20 protein-coding genes are annotated in these 17,755 nt (G+C 64.3%); 11 read left to right on the plus strand and 9 right to left on the minus strand.

Translation table 11 applies throughout. From position 1 onward, the window contains the following. Genes NKH43_RS05530 through deoA form a run of 4 tightly spaced genes read left to right on the plus strand, consistent with a single transcriptional unit; the run spans position 1 to position 3,502 of the window. On the plus strand, positions 1 to 972 hold the full coding sequence (locus NKH43_RS05530; RefSeq protein ID WP_352516902.1) for an ABC transporter permease: 972 nt from the start codon (positions 1 to 3) through the stop codon (positions 970 to 972). A gap of 6 nt (positions 973 to 978) precedes the next feature. Beyond that, positions 979 to 1,371 carry a cytidine deaminase gene (gene cdd, locus NKH43_RS05535; protein WP_023719008.1) on the plus strand — a complete coding sequence of 131 codons (393 nt, stop codon included), beginning with the start codon at positions 979 to 981 and terminating at the stop codon, positions 1,369 to 1,371. Then, on the plus strand, positions 1,368 to 2,186 hold the full coding sequence (locus NKH43_RS05540; protein ID WP_023719009.1) for a purine-nucleoside phosphorylase: 819 nt from the start codon (positions 1,368 to 1,370) through the stop codon (positions 2,184 to 2,186). Before cdd ends, NKH43_RS05540 begins: the two co-directional genes overlap by 4 nt. After that, entirely contained in the window at positions 2,186 to 3,502 is a 1,317-nt protein-coding gene (gene deoA / locus NKH43_RS05545; protein ID WP_352856927.1) for a thymidine phosphorylase, read from the plus strand. Before NKH43_RS05540 ends, deoA begins: the two co-directional genes overlap by 1 nt. Positions 3,503 to 3,505: 3 nt before the next feature. Here deoA and NKH43_RS05550 read toward each other — a convergent pair whose 3' ends face one another. The 3 genes from NKH43_RS05550 to NKH43_RS05560 form a co-directional block, all read right to left on the minus strand. Next, on the minus strand, positions 3,506 to 4,066 hold the full coding sequence (locus NKH43_RS05550; RefSeq protein WP_352856929.1) for a TIGR02281 family clan AA aspartic protease: 561 nt from the start codon (positions 4,064 to 4,066) through the stop codon (positions 3,506 to 3,508). Between the two features lie 100 nt (positions 4,067 to 4,166). Next, the gene (gene upp, locus NKH43_RS05555; RefSeq protein WP_352856931.1) at positions 4,167 to 4,796 is read right to left on the minus strand and encodes a uracil phosphoribosyltransferase; all 630 of its coding nucleotides are present in this window, start codon (positions 4,794 to 4,796) and stop codon (positions 4,167 to 4,169) included. 143 nt (positions 4,797 to 4,939) lie between these two features. Further along, positions 4,940 to 5,914, minus strand: a complete 975-nt coding sequence (locus NKH43_RS05560) for an adenosine deaminase (protein WP_352856933.1) — start codon at positions 5,912 to 5,914, stop codon at positions 4,940 to 4,942. A 167-nt stretch (positions 5,915 to 6,081) separates the two neighbouring features. Between NKH43_RS05560 and ubiE the strand changes: the two genes are divergently transcribed. From ubiE to coaBC, 5 genes are all read left to right on the plus strand, one after another. Continuing rightward, a complete protein-coding gene (ubiE, locus tag NKH43_RS05565) occupies positions 6,082 to 6,858 on the plus strand; it encodes a bifunctional demethylmenaquinone methyltransferase/2-methoxy-6-polyprenyl-1,4-benzoquinol methylase UbiE (protein ID WP_023719013.1) in 777 nt (258 codons plus the stop codon). A gap of 70 nt (positions 6,859 to 6,928) precedes the next feature. Beyond that, positions 6,929 to 8,503, plus strand: a complete 1,575-nt coding sequence (gene ubiB / locus NKH43_RS05570) for a 2-polyprenylphenol 6-hydroxylase (protein WP_023719014.1) — start codon at positions 6,929 to 6,931, stop codon at positions 8,501 to 8,503. Positions 8,504 to 8,574: 71 nt separating this feature from the next. After that, the gene (locus tag NKH43_RS05575; protein WP_023719015.1) at positions 8,575 to 8,835 is read left to right on the plus strand and encodes a FitA-like ribbon-helix-helix domain-containing protein; all 261 of its coding nucleotides are present in this window, start codon (positions 8,575 to 8,577) and stop codon (positions 8,833 to 8,835) included. After that, complete coding sequence (locus NKH43_RS05580; RefSeq protein ID WP_023719016.1) at positions 8,832 to 9,239, plus strand: type II toxin-antitoxin system VapC family toxin; 408 nt, start codon at positions 8,832 to 8,834, stop codon at positions 9,237 to 9,239. Before NKH43_RS05575 ends, NKH43_RS05580 begins: the two co-directional genes overlap by 4 nt. A 25-nt stretch (positions 9,240 to 9,264) precedes the next feature. Continuing rightward, positions 9,265 to 10,491: a bifunctional phosphopantothenoylcysteine decarboxylase/phosphopantothenate--cysteine ligase CoaBC gene (gene coaBC, locus NKH43_RS05585; RefSeq protein ID WP_352856935.1), complete on the plus strand. Its 1,227-nt coding sequence runs from the start codon at positions 9,265 to 9,267 to the stop codon at positions 10,489 to 10,491. Between the two features lie 18 nt (positions 10,492 to 10,509). Here coaBC and NKH43_RS05590 read toward each other — a convergent pair whose 3' ends face one another. From NKH43_RS05590 to NKH43_RS05615, 6 genes are all read right to left on the minus strand, one after another. Next, entirely contained in the window at positions 10,510 to 12,009 is a 1,500-nt protein-coding gene (locus tag NKH43_RS05590; protein WP_502906455.1) for an MFS transporter, read from the minus strand. Between the two features lie 373 nt (positions 12,010 to 12,382). Then, complete coding sequence (locus tag NKH43_RS05595) at positions 12,383 to 12,856, minus strand: DUF992 domain-containing protein (protein WP_023719019.1); 474 nt, start codon at positions 12,854 to 12,856, stop codon at positions 12,383 to 12,385. Between the two features lie 135 nt (positions 12,857 to 12,991). Further along, entirely contained in the window at positions 12,992 to 13,837 is an 846-nt protein-coding gene (locus tag NKH43_RS05600; protein ID WP_352484643.1) for a tetratricopeptide repeat protein, read from the minus strand. 161 nt (positions 13,838 to 13,998) lie between these two features. Continuing rightward, complete coding sequence (rpsU, locus tag NKH43_RS05605; RefSeq protein ID WP_023675331.1) at positions 13,999 to 14,271, minus strand: 30S ribosomal protein S21; 273 nt, start codon at positions 14,269 to 14,271, stop codon at positions 13,999 to 14,001. 265 nt (positions 14,272 to 14,536) lie between these two features. After that, the gene (locus NKH43_RS05610; RefSeq protein ID WP_023719021.1) at positions 14,537 to 14,935 is read right to left on the minus strand and encodes an SET domain-containing protein; all 399 of its coding nucleotides are present in this window, start codon (positions 14,933 to 14,935) and stop codon (positions 14,537 to 14,539) included. 109 nt (positions 14,936 to 15,044) lie between these two features. Next, positions 15,045 to 15,803, minus strand: a complete 759-nt coding sequence (locus NKH43_RS05615) for an SDR family oxidoreductase (RefSeq protein WP_352484642.1) — start codon at positions 15,801 to 15,803, stop codon at positions 15,045 to 15,047. 268 nt (positions 15,804 to 16,071) lie between these two features. Between NKH43_RS05615 and NKH43_RS05620 the strand changes: the two genes are divergently transcribed. Together NKH43_RS05620 and NKH43_RS05625 are read left to right on the plus strand one after the other, a co-directional pair. Next, the gene (locus tag NKH43_RS05620) at positions 16,072 to 17,325 is read left to right on the plus strand and encodes a sarcosine oxidase subunit beta (protein ID WP_352856940.1); all 1,254 of its coding nucleotides are present in this window, start codon (positions 16,072 to 16,074) and stop codon (positions 17,323 to 17,325) included. Continuing rightward, positions 17,325 to 17,747: a hypothetical protein gene (locus NKH43_RS05625; protein WP_352484640.1), complete on the plus strand. Its 423-nt coding sequence runs from the start codon at positions 17,325 to 17,327 to the stop codon at positions 17,745 to 17,747. The genes NKH43_RS05620 and NKH43_RS05625 overlap by 1 nt, the downstream gene beginning before the upstream one ends. The last annotated feature ends 8 nt before the right edge of the window (positions 17,748 to 17,755 follow it).

The following is a 17,755-nucleotide window of genomic DNA, read 5'->3' on the forward strand; positions in this document are numbered from 1 at the left end:
ATGGATTTCTTCAATGCCATCGTGCAGGTCCTGGACTCGACCATCCGCCTGTCGGTTCCCTTGCTGCTCGCCTGCCTCGCCGGCCTCTATTCGGAGCGCGCCGGCGTCTTCGACATCGGGCTCGAGGGCAAGATGCTTGTCGGCGCCTTCGCCGGTGCCGCCGCCGCCTCGGTCTTCCACTCGGCCTATCTCGGGCTCGGCATGGCCATCCTCATCTCGGTTGCCTTCGCGCTGATCCACGGCTTTGCCTCGATCACCCATCGCGGCAACCAGATCGTCTCCGGCGTCGCGATCAATTTCATTGCGGCCGGATCGACGATCATGCTCGGCCAGGCCTGGTTCCAGCAAGGCGGGCGCACGCCAGCGCTGGCCGCCGGCGAGCGCTTCGAGGCAATCATCTGGCCGGGCGCGGATGCGCTCAGGAGCGTTCCGATCCTCGGGCCGATCTATTCGGAACTCATCTCCGGCCACTCCGTGCTGGTCTATCTCGCCTTCCTGGCCGTGCCGTTCACCTGGTGGGTGCTGTTTCGCACCCGCTTCGGCTTGCGCCTGCGCGCCGTCGGCGAGAACCCGGCCGCGGTCGATACCGCCGGAATATCCGTCGCCTGGCTGCGCTACCGGGCGCTGATCTGCACCGGCGTGCTCACCGGCATTGCCGGCGCCTATCTGTCGATGGTGCAGAATGGCGGCTTCGTGAAGGACATGACCGCCGGCAAGGGCTACATCGCGCTGGCCGCGCTGATCTTCGCCAAATGGAAACCGGTCAACGCCATGTTCGCCTGCCTGCTGTTCGGCTTCCTCGACGCGGCGTCGATCCGCCTGCAAGGCACGCCGCTGCCGCTGATCGGCAAGGTGCCGGTGCAATTCATGCAGGCGCTGCCCTATGTGCTGACCGTCATCCTGCTTGCAGGCTTCATCGGCAAGGCAATCCCGCCGCGTGCCGGCGGCGTGCCTTATGTCAAGGAACGCTGATTTATCATGGCTCGTGATCTGTTCGAAGCGGCGAAAGCCGCCATGGCCAAGGCCTATGCGCCCTATTCGAAATTTCCGGTCGGCGCGGCGTTGCGCACCGAGGACGGCCGTGTCTTCACCGGCGCCAATGTCGAGATCGCGTCCTATCCGGAGGGCTGGTGCGCCGAAACCACCGCGCTCGGCCACTACATCATGGGTGGCGGCGGCAAGATTACGGAAATCGCCGTGATCGCCGAACGCGTGGCAAAATGCTCGCCCTGCGGCGGCTGCCGGCAGCGGCTGGCTGAATTCTGCCGGCCGGAAACGAAGTTCTATCTCTGCGATGATAGCGGCGTGGTCGAGACCGTGACCATGGGCGAGTTGCTGCCATACGGCTTCCAGGGCGATGTGTTGAAATGAAGGAAGCACTCGATCACCTCGTCGAAAGGCTGGACGGGCTGGCGCCGACCACTGCGCTGGTGCTGGGATCGGGGCTTGGCGGGCTTGTCGACAAGGTCGAGGATGCGGTGCGCATTTCCTATGCCGACTTGCAGGGCTTCCCCAGAAGCGGCGTCAGCGGCCATGCCGGCGAGGTGGTGGCGGGGCTCTTTGCCGGCACGCCGGTGCTGATGCTGTCCGGTCGCGCACACTATTACGAGCACGGCAACGCGGCGGCGATGCGGCCGGCACTCGAGGTGCTCGCCGGCCTCGGCATCTCCAGGCTGATCCTCACCAACGCCGCCGGTTCGGTCGATCCCGGGATGGGCCCGGGCTCGGTGATGCTGATCACCGACCACATCAATTTCTCAGGCTCCAACCCGCTGATCGGCGAGCCGAGCGACCGCCGCTTCGTCGGCCTGACCGAAGCATACGACGCCGGTCTCCGCTCCGCCATCGAGCAAGCCGCGAAGGCCACCGGTACCAGGCTGCACAAGGGCGTCTACATGTGGTTCTCCGGCCCATGCTTCGAGACGCCGGCCGAGATCCGCATGGCTCGCATCATGGGCGCCAACGCGGTCGGCATGTCGACGGTGCCGGAGGTCATTCTCGCCCGCTTCCTCGGGCTGCGCGTCGCAGCCTGTTCGGTCGTCACCAACCTTGCCGCCGGCATGACCGGAGCCGAGCTGTCGCACCAGGAGACCAAGGACATGGCGCCGGTCGGCGGCGCGCGGCTGGCGACCATTCTGCAGCGTGTTTTTCAGGACGGGCTTCCGGAGCACAGGGTAGACGCCTGATGCTTCCCCAGGAAATCATCCGCCGCAAGCGCGACGGTCAAAAACTCTCGGCTGAGGAGATATCGGCTTTCATCGAGGGCCTGACCGCCCGCACCGTTACCGACGCGCAGGTCGGCGCCTTCGCCATGGCGGTGTTCTTCAACGGCATGAGCCGCGACGAGGTGGTGGCGCTGACTATGGCGATGCGCGATTCCGGCGATGTGCTCGACTGGTCGGATCTGCCCGGCCCGGTCACCGACAAGCATTCGACGGGCGGCGTCGGCGACAATGTCTCCTTGATGCTGGCACCGATCGTCGCTGCCTGCGGCGCCTATGTGCCGATGATTTCCGGCAGGGGCCTCGGCCATACCGGCGGCACGCTGGACAAGATGGATGCCATCCCCGGCTATATCAGCCAGCCGGATGTTGCGCGCTTGCGCAAAACCGTGCTCGAAACCGGCTGCGCCATCATCGGCCAGACCGCCGATCTCGCACCCGGCGACGCCAGGCTCTACGCCATCCGCGATGTGACGGGAACGGTGGAATCGGTGCCGCTGATCACCGCCTCGATTCTGTCGAAGAAACTGGCGGCCGGCCTCCATTCGCTGGTGCTCGACGTCAAGGTCGGCAACGGCGCGTTCATGGAGAAATCGCGCGACGCAACCACGCTGGCCAACAGCGTGGTCGACGTCGCCAATGGCGCCGGCCTGAAAGCCTCGGCGCTGGTAACCGGCATGAACGAGCCGCTGGCATCCGCCGCCGGCAATGCGGTCGAGGTGCGCAATGCCGTCGATTTTCTCACCGGCCGCTTTCGCGACCGGCGGCTGGAGGATGTGACGCTGGCGCTGGCCGCCGAGATGCTGCAATCGGCAGGCTTGGTGTCGTCCAACCAGGACGGCCTACGCCGCGCCGTCGAGACGCTGGCCGGCGGTCGCGCCGCTGCCATCTTCGCGCGCATGGTGGCGGCACTTGGCGGTCCCGCCGATTTCATCGAGAATCCGGAAAAATATCTGCCGAAAGCGGCAACGGAATTCGTCGTCAAGGCGAGCGCGAACGGCTTTGTCACCGGCATCGCAACCCGCGAGATCGGGCTTGCGGTGGTCGGGCTTGGCGGCGGGCGGACGCGGCCGGACGACAGGATCGATCACGCCGTCGGCATCACCAGGCTGCTGCCGGTCGGCGCTGAAGTGCGGACCGGCGAGGCGCTGGCGCTGGTCCATGCCCGCAATGCCGGGGATGCCGAGGCGGCCGCGGCCGCCGTGCTTTCGGCCTATACGATCGGGACTTCCAAACCGGCCGCGGAGAAAACCGTCATCCGGCGGATCCTGCCGCGCTGATAGTCACTGAACCAGCAGCAGCGTGCCGTCTTCGACCTGGTATTTTTCGAGCCGCTGCAGAAAGCTCATGCCGATCAGGTTGGTGTGCAGCGCCCTGTCGTCGAGCACGACGGCCTCGACGCCCTCGACGATGATCTTGCCGATCTGCAGGCGGTCGATCGTCACCACGGCGGCCTTGATCGCACCGTTGGCGGTGTTGACCTGATGGCTGAAGTCCGTCGAATTGAGCGAGATGCCGATCCTGCGCGCGGTCGAGTTGTTGATGGCGACGAGCGTCGCACCGGTGTCGATCATGCCGTCGATCTGGCGGCCGTTCAGCTTGAAGACCGACATGAAATGGCCGCGCGCGTCCGCGGTGACGACGACCTTGCGGCCGAGCGGCTGCGGCGTCGCCGGCCTGTCCGGAACGGCGGCGAGGTTCAGGTCGGTTTGGGTGTCGGCCGGCTTGGCTCCGATGGCGGATTTCAATAGCCGCTCGATCGTCTGTGGATTCGACTGATAGATGATCGGCAGCGATGCCGACGTTCCGGCAAACACGCCAAGGATGAGAAGCTTGCGCAGCATGGACCGGCCTTTGTGGTTGCCGATCCTTAGTCCGACATGGTGTTTGCCGCTTTAACGAATGCGGAAACCAGCCGTTTGCGTAAACAATCGGTAAACGGACCTATTTGGTGCCGTACATGCGGTCGCCGGCATCGCCGAGGCCGGGCATGATGTAGCCCTTCTCGTTGAGTTGGCGGTCGATGGAAGCGGTGAAGACCGGAACATCGGGATGCGCCTTGGTAAAACGCTCGAGGCCCTCTGGTGCCGCCAACAGGCAGAGGAAGCGGATGTTGGTGGCACCGCGGCCTTTCAGCTTGTCGATCGCCGCGATCGCCGAATTAGCGGTCGCCAGCATCGGGTCGACGACGATCACCAGCCTGTCGGCGAGGTCGCCCGGCGCCTTGAAGAAATATTCGACCGCTTCCAGCGTCTCATGGTCGCGATAGAGGCCGATATGGGCGACACGCGCCGCCGGCACCAGATCGAGCAGGCCTTCGAGCAAGCCGTTGCCGGCGCGCAGCACCGAGGCGAAGACCAGTTTCTTGCCCTCCAGCGTCGGCGCCTCCATCGTCTCGATCGGCGTCTCGATCGTCGTCGTGGTCAGTTCCAGGTTGCGGGTGACCTCGTAGCCGAGCAGCAGCGAGATCTCGCGCAACAGCCGCCGGAAGCCGGCCGTCGAGGTTTCCTTCTTGCGCATGATGGTCAGCTTGTGCTGGACAAGCGGATGGTCGACGACGGTGACGCCCTTCATGGTGTTCTCCGAACTGCGCAGGTGAATAGTGAATGGTGAATGGTGAATGGTGAATAGTGAATAGTGAACTGGTTTGCGAGTCCTTGGTTGCGCGGAAGAACTCGCGGTTGACCGACCGAAGCGCCAGGTTCGCAATTCAGCATTCACCTGCCCTTGGCGCCGAGCCTGCCCAGCAGCGCCGCCCTGGTCTTCCTGTCGACGAAAGCTGCCTCGATGGCCGTCCTGGTGACGGCGGTGAGCGCCTTGTCGTCCATCGCAAAATGCTCGGCGGCGATGTCGTATTCGCGCTTCAGCGAGGTCCAGAAATAGGGTGGGTCGTCGGAGTTGAGCGTCACCTTGCAGCCCGCTGCCCTTAATGCGGGAAATGGGTGGTCGGCGAAACTGTCGAAGACCTTGAGCGCGATGTTGGAGCCAGGGCAGCATTCGAGCACGACGCCTTCGTCGGCGATGCGCCGCACGAGATCGGGGTTCTCGATGGCGCGCACGCCGTGGCCGATGCGAGACGGGCGGATATGGTCGAGTGCCGCCTCGACGCTCTCCCAGCCCATCAATTCGCCGGCATGCACGGTAATGCCGAGGCCGGCCTCGCGGGCGATCTCGAAGGCCCTGACATAATCTTCCAGATCGCCAATCCGCTCGTCGCCGGCGACGCCGAAGCCGGTGACCAGCGGATGCCCGCTGCGGGCGGCGAAACGCGCAGCCCGCTCGATCGATTCGACACCGAAATTGCGCACGCCGGTGACGATCATGCGGCCTTCGATGCCGGTCTTCGCCTTGGCGCGGGCCATGCCTTCGCCGAGCGCGTCGGTATAGGCCTTCGGCGACAGCCCGGCCTTGCTGGCATGGTCCGGCGAGGTGAAAACCTCGGAATAGATGGCGCCGTCGCGGGCGAGGCTGGTCAGGTAGTGATCGGCCAGCCGCGCATAATCTTCTTCGGTGCGGAACAGGTCGGAGGAGAAGTCGTAGGCGGCGAGGAAGGAGGTGAAATCGTGCCAGGCGAAGGAGCCGTCCCGGATGTAGGGCGAGGCATCCCTGCCGTATTTCTCGGCCTGGCGGAGGACGAGTTCAGGCGCCGCTGCCCCTTCGATGTGGCAGTGCAGTTCTGCTTTCAAAGGCATTCAATTATCCCGTCAGGCTTTTTCTTATGACGCAGGTTCTTGTCGGAAAACCGTGCGACGCTTTTCCGGAACCTGCTTCGAAGCGCGGCCGAACACCGCGCCTTAAACAATAGCGCCCGCACCATCGATCGGCTATGGTCCCGCCGATTTTATGGCGGATCAAAACGATGTCGGTTGAAAGAACCACGGCTGCGGGCGGCATGGAAACCTCCTATGGTTTCAAGCGGGTAGGGCCAGGCGACAAGCAGCCCCTGGTCAATGATGTTTTCCACAAGGTGGCGAACCGCTACGACCTGATGAACGACCTGATGTCGGCCGGGTTGCATCGGTTGTGGAAGGACGCCATGGTCGCCTGGCTCAATCCACCGAAGCGGCCGGGCTGGCGCGTTCTCGACGTTGCCGGCGGCACCGGCGACGTCGCCTTCCGCATCGTCGGGGCGAGCGGCAGGCATGCCCATGCAACGGTTCTCGACATCAACGGCTCGATGCTCGCCGTCGGCCGCGACCGAGCCGAGAAAAAGGGCCTGTCGGCAAATACCGATTTCGTCGAGGCCAATGCCGAGGAACTGCCTTTTGCCGACGCTACTTTCGATGCCTACACCATTGCTTTCGGCATCCGCAACGTGCCGCGTATCGATGTGGCGCTTGCCGAAGCCTATCGCGTGCTGAAGCCTGGCGGGCGCTTTCTCTGCCTTGAATTTTCCGAGGTCGAGATGCCGCTGCTCGACAAGGTCTATGAGGCATGGTCGTTCAACGCCATCCCGCGGATCGGCAAGGCGGTGACCGGCGACGGCGAGCCCTACTCCTATCTGGTCGAATCGATCCGCAAATTTCCCAATCAGCAGAATTTCGCGGCGATGATCTCGCGCGCGGGCTTCGAGCGCGCCTCATTCCGCAACTATTCCGGCGGCATCGCCGCGCTTCATTCGGGCTGGAAGCTTTGAGGCTGGCCCGCATTTTCATAGCCCGACGTGCCTTTCGCCAGTTCAGGAAACCGGCAAGGCAAAGCCAGCCATGAGCAGCATAGGCGCTGGTTTCAGGCTCGTGCGGGCCGGCTGGGTGCTGGTCCGCGAGGGTGTCATCGCGGCGTTGCCCGGCGACGAACTCTTCGGCCTGCCGAAATTCGGCTGGCGCATGGCCCGGCTGTTCACCCGTCGCCGCGCGCTTGCCTACGAGCGCGGCGACCGGCTGGCCAAGGCGGTCGTGCGGCTCGGCCCATCCTACGTCAAGCTCGGCCAGTTCCTGGCGACGCGGCCGGACGTCGTCGGCAACGACATAGCGCTCGATCTCGCCATGCTGCAGGACAAGATGCAGACATTTCCGAAAGCCGAAGCCATAGCGGCAATAGAGGCCTCGCTCGGACGCAAGGTCGGCGAGCTCTATGCCAGTTTTGGCGAGGCCGTCGCCGCCGCCTCGATCGCCCAGGTCCATACCGCCGAAACCCTGCAGGACGGCGTCGTTACCCGGGTGGCGGTGAAGGTCATCCGGCCGGGCGTGCGCCGCCGCTTCTTTCGCGATCTCGAGAGCTATTTCCTCGCCGCCCGGCTGCAGGAAAAATATATCCCGTCGTCGCGCCGGCTGCGGCCGGTCGAGGTGACGGAGACGCTGGCCCAGACCACCAAGATCGAAATGGATTTGAGGCTGGAGGCGGCGGCTTTTTCGGAACTCGGCGAGAACACCAAGGACGATCCCGGCTTTCGCGTGCCGTCGGTCGACTGGGAGCGCACCGGCCGCGACGTGCTGACCATGGAATGGGTCGACGGCATCAAGTTGAACGATATTGCCGGCCTCGCCGCCGCCGGCCACGACCTGAAGGCGATTGCCGCCAACCTGGTCCAGTCGTTCCTGCGCCATACGCTGCGTGACGGTTTCTTCCATGCCGACATGCATCCGGGCAACCTCTTCGTCGAGGCCGATGGCACCATCGTCGCCGTCGATCTCGGCATTGCCGGCCGGCTCGGCAGGAAGGAGCGCCGCTTCCTCGCCGAAATCCTCTACGGCTTCATCACGCGCGATTACCAGCGCGTCGCCGAGGTGCATTTCGAGGCTGGCTACGTGCCGCGCCAGCACAATGTCGCAGCTTTCGCCCAGGCGATCCGGGCGATCGGCGAACCGATCCACGGCCAGCCGGCCGAGACCATCTCGATGGCCAAGCTGCTGACGCTGCTGTTCGAGGTGACCGAGCTCTTCGACATGGCGACGCGATCCGAGCTGGTGCTGCTGCAGAAGACCATGGTCGTTGTCGAGGGCGTCGCCCGCACCCTCGACCCGGCCTTCAACATGTGGAAGACGTCGGAACCTGTGGTCAGCGGCTGGATTGCCCGCAATCTCGGCCCGCGCGCTTTGCTGGCCGATGCGCGCGACGGCGCCAACGCGCTGCTGGCGCTGGCCCGCCAGGCGCCGGACCTCGCCGCCCGCACCGAGCGGCTGTCGCGCGAGATCGACCTGATGGCCGAACACGGCCTGCGCTTCGACGAAAGGACCGCGCACGCGATCGGCAAGGCCGAGGCGCGCTACACCCGCTCCGGCCGGCTCGCGCTGTGGGTAATCGCATTGACGCTGGTGTACATCGCCTGGAAGCTGCTCTGATTGCAATGACAGCAGTGCTGTCATTGCAAGCACGCTGCTTGTCGCTTATGTTAACGGCGAGGAGCTACGCTATGAGCACTATCACAATCCGTAATCTTGATGACGAAGTGAAGCAGGTGCTGCGCGAACGCGCTGCCGCGCGCGGCGTTTCGATGGAGCAGGAAGCGCGGGATGCCTTGCGCAAAGTGACGATCCCCGAGAGCAAGCTCCAGAACGGGGAGTGGCGGCTGAAAGCGTCACGTGACGAGATCTTGGCGCTCGGACGGAAATCAGAACACCCCATTAACCTCAAGGCGCTTACTGATCACATGTGGGATGAGGGACTTCTGTGACCGTTGCAGTTGATACGTCTGCGTTAATCGCAATCATCGCCGCAGAGCCGGATGCGGCTGCATTCGTCGATGTTTTCGGCACCTCATCTGCTGTACTGATAAGCACTGCAACACTTCTGGAGGCACATTGTGTGGCGAACCGGTCCAGCGGTGGCATCAACCCCGCCGAACTTCAGGTGCTCATCGACCGCCTCGAACTGACGGTCGTTCCTTTTGATCTGGCGCAGCTCGAGGTCGCACGACTTGCCTACTCTCGGTACGGTCGCGGATCCCGCCATCGTGCTGACCTCAACATGGGCGACTGTTTCGCCTATGCCCTGGCCAAGACCCGAAACCTGCCGCTACTTTTCAAGGGTGACGATTTCATCCATACCGACATCGAATCGGCGCTGAAGCCGGCATGACATTGGACAAGAACTGGCCTCGGGCATGACCCTCTCCGGCAAGTGCATCCTGCTGATCATCGGCGGCGGTATCGCCGCCTACAAGGCGCTCGACCTGATCCGCCGGCTGCGCGAGCGCGGTGCTTCGGTGCGCGTGGTGATGACCGCCGCGGCGCAGGAATTCGTCACCATGCTGTCGGCCGGAGCACTGTCCGCCGATCATGTCTTCACCGAGCTGTTCGACCGGCAGGACGAGCACGACATCGGCCACATCAGGCTGTCGCGCGAGGCCGACCTTGTGGTCGTGGCGCCGGCCACCGCCGACCTGATGGCAAAGCTCGCCAACGGCCACGCCAACGACCTTGCCTCGACGGTGCTCATCGCCACCGACAAGCAGGTTTTGATGGCTCCGGCTATGAACCCGAAAATGTGGACGCACTCGGCGGTCCGGCGCAACCGCTCGATGCTGGGTAAGGACGGCGTCGCATTCGTCGGCCCGGCGAAGGGCGAGATGGCCGAAAGCAACGAGGCGGGCGAGGGCCGCATGGCCGAGCCGCTGGAGATCGTCGCCGCGATCGAGGCGCTGCTCGACAGTCGGCCAAAGCCGCTGGCGGGCAGGAAGATCATTGTCACTTCCGGGCCGACGCATGAACCGATCGACCCGGTGCGCTACATCGCCAACCGTTCGTCGGGCAAGCAGGGCCATGCCATCGCGGCGGCGCTGGCCAGGCTCGGCGCCGACGTGCGTCTCGTCTCCGGTCCGGTCGGCATTGCGGATCCGGCCGGCGTCGCCACGATGCATGTCGAAACGGCCGTCGAGATGAAGGATGCGGTCGAACAGCTGCTGCCGGCCGACGCGGCAGTGTTCGTCGCGGCTGTCGCCGACTGGCGCACTCAAAGTTCGGCCGGGGAAAAGATCAAGAAGGTGGCGGGCGAGGGGCCGCCGGCGCTGCAGATGGTGGAAAATCCCGATATTCTTGCCGGCGTCGGGCATCACAAAAAGCGGCCGATGCTGGTGGTCGGTTTCGCCGCGGAGACGCAGGACCTGGTCAGGAATGCCGAGGCCAAGCTTGCGAAAAAGGGTGCCGATCTTATCGTCGCCAATGATGTCTCGCATGAAGATGGTTCCCCGGGCGTGATGGGCGGCGACCGCAACAAGGTGCGGATCGTCTCGAAGGCCGGCGTCGAGGAATGGCCGGAGATGAGCAAGGAAGAGGTGGCGACGCGGCTCGCGGCACTGATCGCCGGCCGGCTGAAGACGGTCGTGGTTTAGCGATCTCCCCTCGGGTGTTTAGCCGATCTCACCTCTCGTGGGGGAGATTGGCAGCTTCGCCAGCCGCGCGTCGTCGCTCGCGCCCGAAATCCGCAAGGCGGCAAGGCATCCCAGGATGCCGAGCGGGATGAAGGCGAGGAACAGCCAGGCGGCGACATTTGCCGCGGCCTCGCGGTTCAGGCCTTCGGAAAAGCCGCTGGCGTTGGCGACGATGCCGGTCAGTGCCGCACCCACGGCATAGCCGATGCGCTGCATGGTCGGCACGGCGGCCGAGGCGATCGTCTGCTCGCCTTCCTTGGCCGATGCCACGATGACACGCGTGACAAACGGCCAGGCGATGCCGAAACCGCCGCCTTGCAGCAAGGCACAAAGCAGGATCAACGGGATCGAGCCCGCCGGCACCGTATAGGCGAAACCCGCGACGCCCGTGGCGATCATCAGCGCCCCGCCGACGATGATCAGCCGCTCGCGCTCCGGCGGGGCATTGGCGACGAGGATCGACAGGATCGACCAGGCGATCGATTCGGCGGCGATGATGTAGCCGGTGGTGAGGATCGGAATGTCGTGCAGGCTGGTCAGGAGCAGTGGCCCGTAGACCGCAAACGAGCAGGTCGCCACCGAAAACGCCGCGACCATGGTCATGCCCGCGCCGACCGGCGAGCGCCATGAAAACAGCCGCGACGGGAACAGCCGCGAGCGCGGCTTCAGCGCGTCGATATAGACGAACAGCGCCAGGCCGATCATGCCGAGGGTGAGCAGCAGCGACGAGCGCAGCAGGGCGATGTCGACGCCGGCGGTGGCGATCAGCACGACGCTGACGGCAAGACAGCCAAGTGCCGCAAACGGGAAGGGCGGCGCCGACCCGCCGGTCGCCTGCGGCCTTGTTGCTTTAGGTGTATCGAGCACGAGGAAGCTTGCCAGCGCCATGGCCGTGCCGCCGAGGGTGAAGACGCCGAAGGCCCAGCGCCAGGACAGCAATTCGGTCACGACCGCGCCGAGCACCGGCCCGCTGAAGGCGGCGACGCCCCAGATCGCCGACATAACGCCGAAAAGCTGCGACCAGATCGCGCGGGCAAACAGCCGCTCGACCGAGACGAAGGCCAGCGACACCAGCGCGCCACCGCCAAGCCCTTCGATCAGGCGGCCGGAGAGGAACAGCGGCATCGAAGGCGCGGTGGCGCAGACCAGCGCGCCGGCGGCATAGAGCAGGGCGGCGGCCGTCATGTTGGTGCGCAGCGCGACATAGCTCACCAGCCGTCCGGCGGCCGCACCGGCAACGATGGCGCCGAGCTCGTAGATCGCCAGCGACCAGCCGACCAGCTGCACGCCGGCGAGCTCGCCGACCATGGCCGGCATGACCGTTGCCACCATCGTTTCGTTGGTGGCGTGCAACAGGATGCCGAGGCTGATGAAGCAGAAGCGCGCCAGATCGCCGCTCGCCCACAGCGCGCGCCAATCGACCCTGTTTGTGCTTGTTTTGGTCAAGTCCACCCCCGAATTCCTGCCGAGCCAGAGCATCTTTGCCACTTCAGGCGCGACGCGCGCCTTGTTCGCGTGCGGTTTGTAAAACCTCAACCGCGGTTGAGCTCAAGCGGTTTTTTGATCGCCGTTAGCGCGGCGGATGCCAAAGATCATGCGGCGCGAGACAGTCACGAGATGTCGAGATCCTGGTCAGGCCGAAGATGTAAGCAATATTGGATCGCCGCAATCTTCGGTCACGGTAACGGCATGGATCCTAGGATCCATGCCGTGATCTTCGAGCGCTGCAACTTTGAACATCAGGGCGGCCCATCCTCTGCGGAGCGGGCCTGCCGGAATCCATGAGCTTTCGGCAGCTATTCGCAGGCCGACACCTACGCTGCCCGGCTGCTCGGGGAGCCATGCTACGCCGCTATTTGAAGGAATGGATCAAGTCCAGCGAAGTGACGGCGACCGCCAGATTGACGCCGGTCTGCGCCTGGACACTGAGCGGCTGCAGCGAGAAGGCGCTGCCAAGGCCGCCGACCAGAAGATTGGCGCCGCCACCGGTGACCACGCTCGCCTCGGCATTCACGCCATAGTAGCTGCCGGCAAGATCGCCTTCATCGTGGTTGCGGGTTGCTGCCAGAACCGCCCATGCCAGTTGGCCCTGATGCGTCCGGCCGACGTCGACGCCGAGCTTGGAAATTACCCCGGTATAGACTTCGGGTGGGCCGCCACGATGCGGACGAAAGACACAGGAAACACCCTTGTTGGAGGTGACCAGATAGGCCGTGCCGCCGTCGATGGTGCAGTCGAGCACGCCGAGCTGGAGCTTGCCGGCGCTGGCGGGAGCGGCAACGACGGTTGTGGCGAGTGCGGCGGCACAGGCAAGTTGCTTGATCATGGGAGGGTCCTTTCCAAATGGCTTTGAACAACGGCTGAGCACGCCGAGCGTTCCGCCGAAAACTTGGCGCCAGCAAGGCAGACTAAACGCAGGGTTGTCGGAGTGCGGAACGGAGGCCCGATAAAACCGGCCCGGTCAGGCGGCGCTGGTGCGGGCCAGACCGTCCTTGGCGGGTTGGTAGGTCGGATTGAGGTGCACTGCCTCGCGGTAGGATTTCGCGGCCCTGACCTTGTCGCCGCGCCGCTCGTAGATCAGCGCCTGGTTGGACCAGGCCTCGGCGTTCTTGCCGTCGAGCTTGATGGCCATGTTGAAGTCGGCGAAGGCATTGTCCTCGTCGTTCATGGCAAGGTAGGAGAGGCCGCGTCCGTTGTAAGGCTCGGAAGCATCCGGCGCCAGCGAAATGGCGGTCGAGAAATCCTCGATGGCAAAGGCGTGCTGGCCCTGGCTCTGGTAGATCAGGCCGCGATTGTGATAGGCGCGCGCGTCGGTCGTGTCGAGCTGGATCGCTTTCTGGAAATCGTTGAACGCCTCCTGGACCCGGCCTGCCTTGCGGTAGAGATTGCCGCGGCCGATATAGGCGGCGTCATAATTGGAATTGATCTGGATCGAGCGGTTGTAGTCGGCAAGCGCGCTTGCCTGATCACCGAGGAAGCGCTGGATGAGCGCCCGGTTGGAATAGGCCTGGTAGAAATTCGGATTGAGCTGGATGGCGGTGTTGAAGTCCTTCAGCGCCGCCTGGTACTGGCCGCCGCGGCCATAGGCCGAGCCGCGCACATTGTAGGCTTCCGGATCCTGGGGGTTGCGCTGGATCACCGCCGACAGCGAGGAGATGTTCTCGGTCGAGGCTTGCGCCTTGTCGATGTTGTTGAACTCGCCGGTCGGAACGCTCTGGCAGCCGGCAAGCGCCAACCCGGAGAGCAGGGCTGCCGTCAGGGCGAGGCCGCGCCACGCGGTTCTGCGCTTTACGGTGATTGCGTCCATGTCTGCCCTGTCCTTACTGCGCCGTCTGGTCCGTTCCCCCTCCGAACCGGCATCTCTCCCAACCGGTCCTCTCGGACCGGATCGAAATCACAACAAAAAGGTGGCGGCGATTCCGCATCGCGCCACCTTGGATATCCTTGGAAAAGGACGAAAAATTGACGTCAGAACCGCGGCGGACGCGGAGCACCGGCACCGGCAGCACCGGCTGCGACCGGACGTGGCGTCATCGGCAGCAGGCCTTCGCGCTGGGCGCGCTTGCGGGCCAGCTTGCGGGCGCGGCGCACGGCTTCCGCCTTTTCACGGGCGCGCTTCTCGGAAGGCTTCTCGTAATGTCCGCGCATCTTCATTTCGCGGAAGATGCCTTCGCGCTGCATCTTTTTCTTGAGCGCGCGAAGCGCCTGATCAACATTGTTGTCGCGGACGAGTACCTGCACGTGCAATCCTGTCTTTCGGTTTGAAATCAACAGGCAAGCGGCCATAGCCACAAGCCTCCGCGGCGCGTTACACCACGAATTGGGGCGGCTGATAGCAGAATCAAGGGGCGCTGTCCACAGCCGATTGAGAGGCGGTGCCGATCACGAAACGAAAAACCCGCCTCGGCGGCGGGTCTCTGGTGTGAATCAGCACCATACGCAGTTTAGTAGCATAGCTGCCGGCACAAAGCAAGAACAAAATTCGCCTTGGGCCAGATAGACGCCGCTATGCCGTGGCCAGGGCCGTGGCCAGGTGGAGCTGCTCGAAACCCTCGAAGAACTCGCCGTAGTCGCAGGTTATCTCCTCGCCGGCGGCGATATCGCGGATCGCCGTGGCCCCGCCATATTGCGAAAAATCGGTGTTCGGCTTGTCGGCATGGTTCATGAAGCGGCCATTGTCGACCTCATAGACCATGAAGCCCGGCCGGTCCTGGCTGGGATAGGCATATCTGTCGAGCAATTCCTTGAGGTGCGGCGGCGCCGTCTCGTATTTTTCCATCGGGATCAGCCGGTCGAAGTCCGGATCGAGACGCCAGATCTGCGCGCCTTTCCGGACCGGCTCGGCGGCGAACACGCCGACGCCTTCGATTGCGCTTGCAGCGATATAGGTCCTGATCAGCAACATGTTTCCAACCCGTCTTCGAGGAGAAGACGGAATCGTCAAATCGCCGAAAAAATCAAGGGCCGGTTCGCGACATTTCGGCTGGCGGGCATGCGTTGCGCCCTCCGAACCCTCACGTCCGGGTGATCGAGACGCCGCCGTCGGCGAACAGCGCCGCGCCGGTGGTGAAGCTCGATGCGTCGGACGCCAGGTAGAGCGCCGAGCGGGCGATCTCCTCAGGCTCGGCGACGCGCTTCAAGGCATGCAGGTTTTCGACGAAGGCTCGCGATTCAGGTGTCTTGAACGTCGCCGAAGGCGTGTCGGTGCCGCCCGGCAGCAGCGCGTTGACTCGAATGCCCTTGGCGCCATATTCGGCGGCCAGCACCTGCGTCAACCCGATCAGTCCGGCCTTGCTTGCGGCATAGCTGGTCATGCCCGGCATGCCGACGGTGTGGCCGACGAAGGTGGAGGTGAAGATCAGCGAGCCGCCGCCGCGATCGATCATCGCCGGCACCTGGTATTTCGCGCCGAGAAAGGCGCTGGTCAGATTGGTATCGAGCGTCTCGCGCCAGCCCTCCAGCGACAGCTCCGAAACCGGCCCCATCCTACCGACCGAGCCGGCATTGTTGAAGGCGATGTCGAGCCCGCCGAATTTCCCGACCGCCAGGTCGACGAGGGCTTTTGCGTAGGCTTCGTCGCGGACATCGCCGGCAAGAGCGACGGCGGTGCCGTCGGCGTCTTCGATTTCGGCAACCAGCGCATCGAGCTCCGCCTGGCGGCGGGCTGCGACGACCACCTTGGCGCCTTCCTCCGCAAACACCTTGGCCGTGGCGCGGCCGATGCCGGAGCTGGCGCCGGTGACGATGGCGACTTTGTCGGTAAGTGCGAACATTTTCTGCATCCTTTTCTTCGCGCCAGCCCTTGCCGGCAATCGGGATGCTTGGTCGCAGATCGAGGCGGCGCGGGCCACCCGATACCCGCGAGGTGCTTCGGATTTGGTTTGATCGCCCGTCACGTCGCATACCTCTTTTTCGTCACGGCGCAAAACGGCAAGCGCCGTCGCAAACAGTGCAAGGCTGGCAGTGCGGTTTCGCTAGTGATACAGCTCGCGCGCCGGGGTTGGCTGATCTGCCCGGCCGCCATTTGCGAGGCCTGCAACGTTGAAGAAATACTCGGTATTCGCTATCGCCCGCGAGGCCATGCGCGGCCACAAGGGCTGGGAGGAACAGTGGTCCTCGCCGGAGCCGAAGAAGGAGTATGACGTCGTCATCGTCGGCGCCGGCGGCCACGGCCTGGCCACAGCCTATTACCTCGCCACCGTGCATGGCATCACCAACGTCGCGGTATTGGAAAAAGGCTGGCTCGGCGGCGGCAATGCCGGCCGCAATACCACCATCATCCGCTCGAACTATCTCTATGACGAGAGCGCCGGCATCTACGACCATGCGCTGAAGCTGTGGGACGGGCTCAGCCAGGAACTCAACTACAACGTCATGTATTCGCCGCGCGGCGTCATGATGCTCGCCCATAACATCCACGACATTCAGGTCCTGAAGCGCCACGTCCATGCTAACCGTCTGAACGGCATCGACAATGAATGGCTGACGCCGGAGCAGGCTAAGGAATTCTGTCCGCCACTCAACATTTCGCGCGATGCGCGCTATCCCGTGATGGGGGCTGCCCTGCAGCGCCGTGGCGGCACGGCGCGCCACGATGCGGTCGCCTGGGGCTATGCGCGCGGCGCCTCGGCGCGCGGCGTCCACATCATCCAGAATTGCGAGGTCACGGGCATCAAACGCGCGCCGAACGGCGCGGTTGCCGGTGTCGAGACGACGCGCGGCTTCATTGGCGCCAGGAAGGTCGGCGTGGTCGCCGCCGGCCACTCCTCGGTGATCATGAACATGGCCGGCGTGCGCATGCCGCTGGAAAGCTATCCGCTGCAGGCGCTGGTGTCGGAGCCGGTCAAGCCGGTGGTGCCTTGCGTGGTGATGTCGAACACGGTGCATGCCTATATCTCGCAATCCGACAAGGGCGAGCTGGTCATCGGCGCCGGCACCGACCAATATGTCTCCTATTCGCAGACCGGCGGGCTGCACATCCTGCAGCACACGCTCGACGCGATCTGCGAGATGTTCCCAATCTTCACCCGCATGAAGATGCTGCGCTCATGGGGCGGCATTGTCGACGTGACGCCGGACCGTTCGCCGATCCTGGCCAAGACGCCGGTGCCCGGCCTCTACGTCAATTGCGGCTGGGGCACGGGCGGCTTCAAGGCGACGCCGGGTTCGGGCCACGTCTTTGCCCATACGATCGCCAGGGACGATCCGCACCCGATCAACGCACCCTTCACCATCGAGCGCTTCCGCACCGGCCGCCTCATCGACGAGGCGGCGGCGGCGGCGGTGGCGCACTGATGATGACCGAGATGGCCGTCGCCATGCCGCTGATGCTCGCCGGCGAGCAAGGCCTGTTTCATTTTCCGTCACCGGACGAGGTGCGCACGCAGCCGATCAGTCGCGCCGGGAACGAGGCCGACTGGCCGTTTTCCATCGATGACGGCATGCTGACCTGCGTCTGGAGCGGCGGGCGAAAGATCGTCCTCTTCTTCGAGGCCCGTCCTTCCGATCTGGATCCGGACGAGCCTTTCCAGCCGCGCGGCGTCATCGTCACCACCGATCCAATCCAACTGACCATCGGCAACATGGCCAATCGCGCTCTGTTTCGCCCTGCGGCAAGCATCGAGGAGCGCATCCGGCTCGTCGCGCCTTTCGTCACGATGGGTCAGAGGCTTTGCGACCAACCTGCCGGCGCTCGCGTCGGCCACGGCGAACTGTAGGACCAACC

This window comes from Mesorhizobium sp. M1163, from assembly GCF_040318415.1.
GTDB lineage: Bacteria > Pseudomonadota > Alphaproteobacteria > Rhizobiales > Rhizobiaceae > Mesorhizobium.